Annotated in this window: 8 protein-coding genes; 3 read left to right on the forward strand and 5 right to left on the reverse strand. The window is 28.8% G+C overall.

Annotated elements, in window-relative coordinates:
* Positions 1-347: 347 nt before the first annotated feature.
* Complete coding sequence (locus tag PHZ07_05390; GenBank protein MDD3285000.1) at positions 348-1,634, reverse strand: hypothetical protein; 1,287 nt, start codon at positions 1,632-1,634, stop codon at positions 348-350.
* Between the two features lie 129 nt (positions 1,635-1,763).
* On the opposite strand from PHZ07_05390, the gene amrS reads away from it, so the two are divergent.
* Genes amrS through PHZ07_05405 form a run of 3 tightly spaced genes read left to right on the forward strand, consistent with a single transcriptional unit; the run spans position 1,764 to position 5,042 of the window.
* A complete protein-coding gene (amrS, locus tag PHZ07_05395; protein ID MDD3285001.1) occupies positions 1,764-2,789 on the forward strand; it encodes an AmmeMemoRadiSam system radical SAM enzyme in 1,026 nt (341 codons plus the stop codon).
* A complete protein-coding gene (locus PHZ07_05400; GenBank protein MDD3285002.1) occupies positions 2,786-4,219 on the forward strand; it encodes a hypothetical protein in 1,434 nt (477 codons plus the stop codon). The genes amrS and PHZ07_05400 overlap by 4 nt, the downstream gene beginning before the upstream one ends.
* Before the next feature lie 16 nt (positions 4,220-4,235).
* Positions 4,236-5,042 carry a hypothetical protein gene (locus tag PHZ07_05405; GenBank protein MDD3285003.1) on the forward strand — a complete coding sequence of 269 codons (807 nt, stop codon included), beginning with the start codon at positions 4,236-4,238 and terminating at the stop codon, positions 5,040-5,042.
* Here the strand turns inward: PHZ07_05405 and PHZ07_05410 are convergent.
* From PHZ07_05410 to PHZ07_05425, 4 genes are all read right to left on the reverse strand, one after another.
* A complete protein-coding gene (locus PHZ07_05410; GenBank protein ID MDD3285004.1) occupies positions 5,035-5,862 on the reverse strand; it encodes a glycosyltransferase family 2 protein in 828 nt (275 codons plus the stop codon). The two genes, PHZ07_05405 and PHZ07_05410, sit on opposite strands and share 8 nt — an antisense overlap.
* A 36-nt stretch (positions 5,863-5,898) precedes the next feature.
* Positions 5,899-6,957, reverse strand: coding sequence for a glycosyltransferase (locus PHZ07_05415; GenBank protein ID MDD3285005.1), 1,059 nt, complete (start codon positions 6,955-6,957; stop codon positions 5,899-5,901).
* A complete protein-coding gene (locus PHZ07_05420) occupies positions 6,939-8,411 on the reverse strand; it encodes an O-antigen ligase family protein (protein ID MDD3285006.1) in 1,473 nt (490 codons plus the stop codon). The genes PHZ07_05415 and PHZ07_05420 overlap by 19 nt, the downstream gene beginning before the upstream one ends.
* The coding region (locus PHZ07_05425) for a hypothetical protein (protein MDD3285007.1) at positions 8,408-8,673 on the reverse strand (266 nt) is incomplete at its 5' end. The genes PHZ07_05420 and PHZ07_05425, both read right to left, overlap by 4 nt.

Raw genomic sequence — 8,673 nt, forward strand, 5'->3', positions numbered from 1 at the left:
AATTTGGAACACTCCTTATGAATGGCTAAATTATTACAATTTTAAAAGAATACATTTAACCCTTAACGGACTTACTCCTCATGAAAAGTATTTAGAAAGTGTAACCCTTGACTGTTAACTGTACATTGACATTTTTCTATATTTATGCAAAAATATAATCACAGCGATATTGAGTCTTTGCTCATTTACCTCCTTATTCACAACAAAAAAAAGGATTCAATCGCTTATAAATAGATGAGGCAGCACAGAATATCGTGTTGCCTCCTTTCATTTCTTAAAAGTTTAAATAAAAAGTTAAAGGCGCCAATCGTTACACGATTGGCGCCTTGTTTTATTGTGTGGCAGTCCTACTCGAAGTAGGACTGCCAGCAGATGTTATTACATTGGGGTACGTCGCCGTACCCATCTCCAAAGAAGAATACTTTGAAGACTACTCTTTTCCCTGCGGGCGGGATAAACTTCGCCGGCAGTTTCAATGCTTGAGCCTGTTCTCTGGTTAATTTCAGAGAGTAGACTTTGGCGTTAATTGCCGAAATTGGGACTCGAACTCCGTTTTTCATGACGTGAGTTATCCTCACGTTGATTGGAGCGGAGTCTATTTTCTGCAACTTATCAGATTTGGTTCCACCCCAGGTCATCCCTGAGGTTATACCGGCTATAACCCTGTTGTTAAAGCTTTCGTAGGTGACGAAATTCGGGTCATCGTGAGAAGATACAGCCCTTTGTCTGAGAACAATTAGACTGTCTTTTACGACATGAGGAATTTGAATTGAACATCCACGAAAATCGGATGTCTCGTCTGGTATGGATGCGATATTTTTGCCGAAGTTTCCTTCGACATTTACATCGCCTCCCATAGTCCCCCAGCCAAGCCGGGTTGACCACTCACGCCATTTGGTAATATATCCAGACCTGGGTAGAGTCTTTACGACTCTGTAATTAGTAGGTACATTGTTTGATACAGCCTGATTTGCTGGAGTAGTGTTGGGTTTTTGGGTGGTGGTTTGGGTTGTGGGATGAGATTGGTTTTTAATCTTAAGCCCGTTCTCGTAGAAGCAAATAGCTGGGTCTCTTTCCTTGTCTCCGAGAATACGGTTGTATTCGTTTCCCAGAACGACGATTAAGGAATCGGTAATACCTAGCTCCGCTTCTTTTTTGTCATACATTGTCATTGTGAAGTTTTTCCACTTCATAACCTTTCCGTATAGAATACCTTCATAGTTTTTCTCCGCAATACTGAGAGAGTCTGCATGAGCCTGTATAGCTTCTGCTATCGCCAAAGAATCTGCATGGGCGGCTGCACCGGTAGTGTCTACTGGAGCAACTACTGGAGCAACTACAGGAGTAGGAGCTGGTGGAGTTACGCGGCGATTGTTCATTTGTTTGATAATTATCGCAGTAAAAATTACCACGAAAAGAATTAGAACAATCCACCACCAGTACTTGGAAAAGAATCCGGGACGGTGGTTTTTGGGTTTTGGGCGACGAGCGTTCTCATGGGAACGATCTTCGTCACGATTTTCTTCCTGATCCACAGGAGCTTCTTCTTGCTCCTGGTTTGTGTCCATAGGGACTTCGGGATCTTCGTCAACGGTTCCACCAACATCGTTGGGATTATTCTTAGCAGCTAACATGGTTCCTCCTTTTTGAAACCGATTGTTTATTTTTTATATTTTGCATTTTTATTGCAATATAATATTGTATCATATCTAGATATATTTGTCAATAGTAAAAATAACCTAAAAATTGGTATAATAATATGTATGAAAGAAGCTTTATTTTATACCAAAAACAACTATAAATCAGTGGATTGTAATTTGTGCAATCATAGGTGTCATATATTGCCTGGTATGACAGGAATTTGTGCTGTGCGAAGAAATATTGATGGCACACTCTACTCTCTTAATTACAATAAATTTATAGCAATAAATATTGACCCAATAGAAAAAAAACCTTTCTTTCATTTCTTGCCAGATACTCAAACTTATTCTGTGTCTGCAATGGGTTGTAATTTTTCTTGTCTCAATTGTCAGAATTGGCAAATTTCTCAGCTTCAAAAAATAGAAAAATTAGATGAAGAATTTCCTGGAGAAGAAAAAAGTGCGGATGATATTGTGTCTGGTGCAATAGAAAACAATTGCCCATCTATTTCTTATACATATACAGAGCCAACGGTTTTTGTAGAAACAGCTCTTCCAATTATGCAAAAAGCAAAAGAAAGCAACTTGAAAAATGTTTGGGTTTCAAATGGGTATATGAGTAAAGATTGTTTGGACTCAATCATCCCCTATCTCGATGCAATAAATATAGATATAAAATTTTTTGATAATAAAAAATACAAAAAAATTGCAGGCGCATCACTTGAACCAATATTAGAAAATTTGTTATATTTAAAAAAGCATAAAATTTTTATAGAAATCACAACGCTACTTATTCCAGATGAAACAAATTCTAAAAATCAGATAAAGGATATTGCAAAATTTATTTATGAAAAACTTGGCAAAGATACTCCATGGCACATATCCAAATTTTCACCAGAAATTTCATACAAACTTTTGTCACACCGTGCTAGCTCGGAAGAAGAATTAGAAAACGCATATAATATTGGAAAAAGTGTTGGGTTAAATTATGTATACTTGGGAAATATTGCATCTGATTCGAGAGAAAATACATATTGCTCAAGCTGTGGAGTTGTGAATATAGAAAGACAAGGATATATAATAACAAGATGTGATACAAATGGACTTTGTCAGAATTGTAAAAAATCATTAAACATAATTTCAAAATGATAAAAAACAAAAACAAATTTAGTTTTATATTAATTTTCATTTTTGTATTTTGTATAATTGGAATAATACATTCCAAAACTTTTGATCCAAATTTTGATCCAAATTATATAATATCTGATTTTGAATTGGAAGATTATTCTTCTATGAGTGTTTATGAAATACAATATTTTTTGAATCGTCAAAACGGAATACTAAAAACTTATTCGGTGTATGATGAAGAGCAATTAAAATATGTAAATGCATCTGAAATAATTTATAGAGCATCTATTAAACATAGAATAAATCCAAAATATTTATTGGTAGTTTTACAAAAAGAACAAAGTCTTATTACAGATCCAAATCCTAAACAAAAACAACTTGATTGGGCAACTGGATTTTCAATATGTGATTCTTGTAGTATGAATGATCCTCGTTTGTTGAAATATAAAGGTTTTTATAATCAAGTAATGAGCGCAGCAGAGAGAAATAGATTTTATATTGATAACTCTTCTACATCTTGGTTTTTTCACATAGGAAAAGAGTATAATATTGATGGAATAAAAATTACACCAGCAAATCAGGCCACTGTAAATCTTTATAATTATACACCTCATATAAATGGAAATTATAACTTTTGGAAAATTTGGCAAAAATGGTTTACGCTAAGCTATCCAAATGGTGCAATATTAAAAGCTTATGATTCTTCATCTGTTTGGCTTATAGAAGATGGGTATAGACGCCCATTTATTACTTGGTCTGCATTTTTGAGTAGATATAGATCAAAAGATATAATAAATGTAAGTCATAGTGATTTGGATAAATATCCACAAGGACTTGCTATAAAATTTGTAAATTATTCATATTTAAAAACACCAGAAAACAAAATTTATCTTTTAGATAATGATAAATTGAGATTATTTGAATCAGAAGAGGTTATTAGATTTTTTGGTGTAAATCCTGAGGAGGTTATGAATATTGATTGGCAAGATTATAATTATTATGAAAAAGGAGAAAATATAACTTTAAATAGTATTTATCCAAATGGTGCAATATTGCAAAATAGAAATGGAGATATTTATTATGTAAAAGATGAAAAAAAATATTTTATAATGAACGAACAAATCTTTGAAATAAATTATCCTGATTCAATAAAACAAATTGTATCAGATGAAGAACTTGGAAATATGTCAGATGGAGATCCAATACTTCTAAAAGATGGAACACTTGTAAAATTTTACAACAAAACTGATGTTTATGTAATTTCAGAGGGAAAGAAAAGAGCTATTATTAGTGGTGAAATTTTTGAAAGTCTTGGATATAAATGGAGTGATGTAATAACAGTAGATGATGATGTTTTGAATTTGCACATAACTGGAGATGTAGTATCTTCTAGTATAGAAAATATAAATCCAGATGAATTATTACCACAAGATGAAAGTCAACCTTTATAATTAATAATTACGTTTTATGATTTATACAATTTTTTCTCCTCATAGTCCTCTACTTATAGATAAAATAACTCCCGAAAAATCAAAAAATATTTCTAATTCAATAAAATCATGGGAATATATTAGAGATAAAATTTATGAGATAGATCCTGATAAAATATTTTTGATTTTACCAAGTTATAAAAGATTTAATAATATTTCTATAAATCAAAGTGAATCATTTATGGTGGATTTCAAAGAGTTTGGAGATTTGTCAGTAAAGTTTCATGTAAATGGAGATTTGGATTTAAGCACAAGGCTTAAATATTTCTTAAGACAAAATAATATAAATGTAAATTTATATTCTAAGTCAGAAATAAATTACAAAGCATTTGTTCCTTTGTATTATTTGGATAAATATCATATTCATGCAAAAGGATTAGAAAGAGATGTGTTAGAAAGAAACGTGGATACAGAATTTTGTCTTATAAATTGTTCGGAATCAGATTTATCATATCATTTAAAATTTGGTGAATTATTTTCTAATTTTTTGAAAAGTGAAAAGGGCACAGTACTTGTAATAGCATGTGGTGATCTTGTAAAAAATAACAAAGATAATCTAAATTATGATGTTGATAAATTTGTAGACAATTTTTTTAATATTATAAAAAATAAATCTTATTTAGATATTTTGCAAAATGAAAGTGAATTTAATAAACCTTATTTTTATGGTGTCAAACCTTTTGTTTCAATAATTCCTCTTGTTTCTAGTCAAGATTTAACTCCAAAAATTTTATCAGTAGATAAAGAATTTGAAGAGGTTTATATGACTGTAGAATTTATTTAATATTTTTTGTACTAGGACAATATAGTGGCAATTTTTTGTTTCTATATTTTTTCATATAATAAATCCAAGAATTTAAATGTATTCTAGATAATTTATTATTTAGCAAAGATTTTATTATATTTTTCCCATGAGACGCTTGTTGATGTAAATGTATAGCAAATATTTTACCCATATAATAAACTGCTTTATTTTTTTCCCACAATCTTCTACATAAATCCATATCTTCTAAATACATAAATATATTTTCATCAAAATATCCAATATTTTCCATTGTACTTTTTTTCATCATAAAGCAAGCTCCCATTATCCAATCTACTTGCATTGTGGAATTTCTATCTGATTTTTTCATCAAAAAATTTTCTAGCCATTGTTTTCCAGATTTTGTTTTTGCTAATTTTGTTCTTCTATATATTGGATATTTCCAGTCTGGAAATGCAAAACATGTATCTTGTATGCTTCCGTCTGCATTTATAAGTCTTGGTGCGACAAGTCCTATGTCTTCTCTATTTTTTATAAATTCATATAATTTTAAAATGACATCTTTTTTTATTCTAATATCTGGGTTTAAGATAAGTACATATTCTCCAAGAGCAGATTTTATTCCAAAATTATTTCCACCTCCATAACCAATATTTTTTCCTGTTATGAGTTTCACATTTGGAAAATTTTTATCTATGACTTCAGATATTTTATCATGAGAATTATTATCCACAACTATAATTTCTGATTCAAACGGAAAATCATAATAATATAATTTTTTTAATTGATATTTTATCAAATTTGCTTGTTTGTAATTTAGTATGATAATTGATAGATTCATATCTTTATTTGTCGAGCTCAGACCAGCTGAGCTGGTTCAGCTCGATTTGTACCATTTTGAAATATCTTCTGGTTTTATTTTATTTATATTTTTAAAAGTGTATTTTCTTTTTTTTATAAATTTTCTAATTTGTTTCAAATTGTTTATAAAAAATAAAAGAGTTTCTCTCTCAAAAAATATTATATATATAAATTTTTTTAATTCATACCAAAATATATTTGGAAAGTATTTTATTAAATTTTTTGTAAATTCGTTTTTAATTATACATAATATATGATTTTTGTAAGAATATTTGTTTACAAAACTAGATTTTAATTTTCTATTTTTTGTGATGTCGGTATTTTTTGTTCCGTAAATATTTGAAGCAGTTCTATCGTGATATGCAATAGCACTTGGAACAAAATATATTTTGTTTCCAGATAGTTGCAATCTAAAGCTCAAATCTATATCTTCTTTGTATGAAAAATAATCTTCATCAAAATATTCATTTTCTATAGCTATTTCTTCTAATGCTTTTTTTCTATATATTGGAACTGCTCCTGATGTTCCAAATATTTCTTGTATATTTTGAAACTCATGGCTATCTTCTTGTCCATGTCCAATTTCTACTACTTGATGATTTTTGAAAATTTCTAGTCCGCAACTATCTATAATATTTGTTTTACCATTGTCTATTGTTTGAAGTGCTTTTTCTGGTTCTGGTGACGTAGAAGAAGTTCTAAGTTTTTTGAAATCCCATCTATATATTTTTGGAGATATTGCTCCTACATCTTTGTGAGTTTCTAAAAATTCTACAGTATTTTTTAGAAAGTCATAGTCTAGTATAATATCTTGATTTAAGCAAAAAATATAATCAGAATTTGACCAAGATATTAATTTGTTATGTCCTTTTGCAAAACCTATATTTTCTTTGAGTGTTACTACTTTGAATTGTGGATAATGTTCTTTTAGATAACTTAAGGAATTATCTGATGAACCATTATCTAAAATATTTAATTCCCAATCTGTGAAAGTTTGGTATTTTATAGATTCTATACAATACGGAAGGTACTTTGCTCCATTCCATATTACTAAATTTATGCTGATTTTTGCCATTTTAATTTATCTTGTATTGATATTATTAGTATTATTAAGCTTATTCCAAGTGGATGGTCTAAGTATGGTGAAAATATATTAGTAAAGCATACAGTCATTAATCCAATCACAAGACCCAAGGTTAATAGATATTTTTCATTCATTTTTTTGTTTGCAAGATTTAGCTTAACAAAATCAAAGAGTATTTTCAAGATTATGTACGAATAAGCTATTAGACCTAAAATTCCGAATTTTAGCCAAATACTGAGCCAACCCCATTCAAAACTGTATGTGGTAATAAAACCGCTTGGGTTTTCGTCTGTTTTGTTTCTTGGATCCTGGGAAAAATATGTTATTTCATAAGATAATCCATGTCCTAGAATAGGACTTTTTTTTATAGCATCTGTCATGTGTGGCAATAATTCTAGTCTTGAATTACTTGCTGCTTCTCCTTGCGTTAGTCTTTCGCTTAATAGATTGTTTAACTTTGTAGAAGTATAGGGTATTTTTGTAAGAGCAAATATTACGAGAAGACTAAAAATAAACATAAATGCAAACTTTGAGTACATGATAAATATTTTTTTGAATTCTATTTTTTTTGCTATAAGCCAAAATAAAAATAATATTCCCCCTACTAATAATCCAACCCAATAACTTCTCGAAAAACTAATTATTATAGCTATGAGATTGAGTATTCCAGCTGTAAATAATATTTTGTTTTCTTTTATTTTGTTGTAGGCTATAAAAACAGATGTTATTGAAAATGATATCAGTAGATATATTTGGCTTTGTGAAAATATTCTATAAAAATTATCATTTACTCTTGTTATTTCAAATATTCTCAAATCTCTTAACCATTTGTATAATGTAGCAAGATCAAATCCAGCAAAGTGATGAGAAAATATATAAAAAATTATTATTGTCTTTAGGGAAAAGAAAATGGTTGCTGTGAGTAATATTACAAATGTTTTTCTAAGTCCTATACGATTCATTATAATATTATAAAATACTGGAAGTATTAATATAAACAGATATCCATTTAAATCTAAAAATATATTTTGAATTGGTCTTTTATAAATTAATGCAAGAATTGTTCCCCATAAAAGCATAATAATAAAAATACAAAAACTAATTGTAGTTGATTTACTTTTGAATAATTTAGTTTTGTTTTTTAGTAGATATATTATTCCTGCTATAAATGATATTGCAAATATCATCATTCTAAGGGATATATCAAATCCAGCAATATTTAGGTCTAATAAATGTCCCTGAGAACCTACAATAAGTTCTACAAAGCTTATATATATTGCATATTCAATATTTTTTATAATAAAATATGATATCAGTAGAGATGTTATTATAAATACAAAATTTTCAATACTACTTATTTCATGAGTAATAAAAGATACTGTTTCAAATATAAAAAGTATTAGAAATGTTATGCTAAAGTATTTGTTTTTGAAAATATTTTTCATAAATACTTTTTTTTCTTTGGTAATATTTTTAGTTTTGCAGCTACTACAACAAGTCTTACTATAAACCAATTTACAAGCATAAAAAATTGTAAAATTAAAACAGACAATTTACTATTATGTTTTTTGAAATATGTTAATAGGCTTTTATTGAATGTTTTTTGATTTCGCAGTATTTTTTCTTGTTTAAAACTTTCTCCTTTGTGATGTTTTATACTTGTAATTGGAGTAAATATAATATTATATCCATATTTCTTTATCCTTG

The sequence above is a fragment of the Patescibacteria group bacterium genome, from assembly GCA_028692545.1.
Lineage (GTDB): Bacteria > Patescibacteriota > Patescibacteriia > UBA1558 > S5-K13 > STD2-204.

What these genes read in the sequence shown, in the direction of transcription:
- PHZ07_05390 (MDD3285000.1), bottom strand. Translation starts at nt 1,634, where the DNA reads ATGTTAGCTGCTAAGAATAATCCCAACGATGTTGGTGGAACCGTTGAC.
- amrS (MDD3285001.1), top strand. Translation starts at nt 1,764, where the DNA reads ATGAAAGAAGCTTTATTTTATACCAAAAACAACTATAAATCAGTGGAT.
- PHZ07_05400 (MDD3285002.1), top strand. Translation starts at nt 2,786, where the DNA reads ATGATAAAAAACAAAAACAAATTTAGTTTTATATTAATTTTCATTTTT.
- PHZ07_05405 (MDD3285003.1), top strand. Translation starts at nt 4,236, where the DNA reads ATGATTTATACAATTTTTTCTCCTCATAGTCCTCTACTTATAGATAAA.
- PHZ07_05410 (MDD3285004.1), bottom strand. Translation starts at nt 5,862, where the DNA reads ATGAATCTATCAATTATCATACTAAATTACAAACAAGCAAATTTGATA.
- PHZ07_05415 (MDD3285005.1), bottom strand. Translation starts at nt 6,957, where the DNA reads ATGGCAAAAATCAGCATAAATTTAGTAATATGGAATGGAGCAAAGTAC.
- PHZ07_05420 (MDD3285006.1), bottom strand. Translation starts at nt 8,411, where the DNA reads ATGAAAAATATTTTCAAAAACAAATACTTTAGCATAACATTTCTAATA.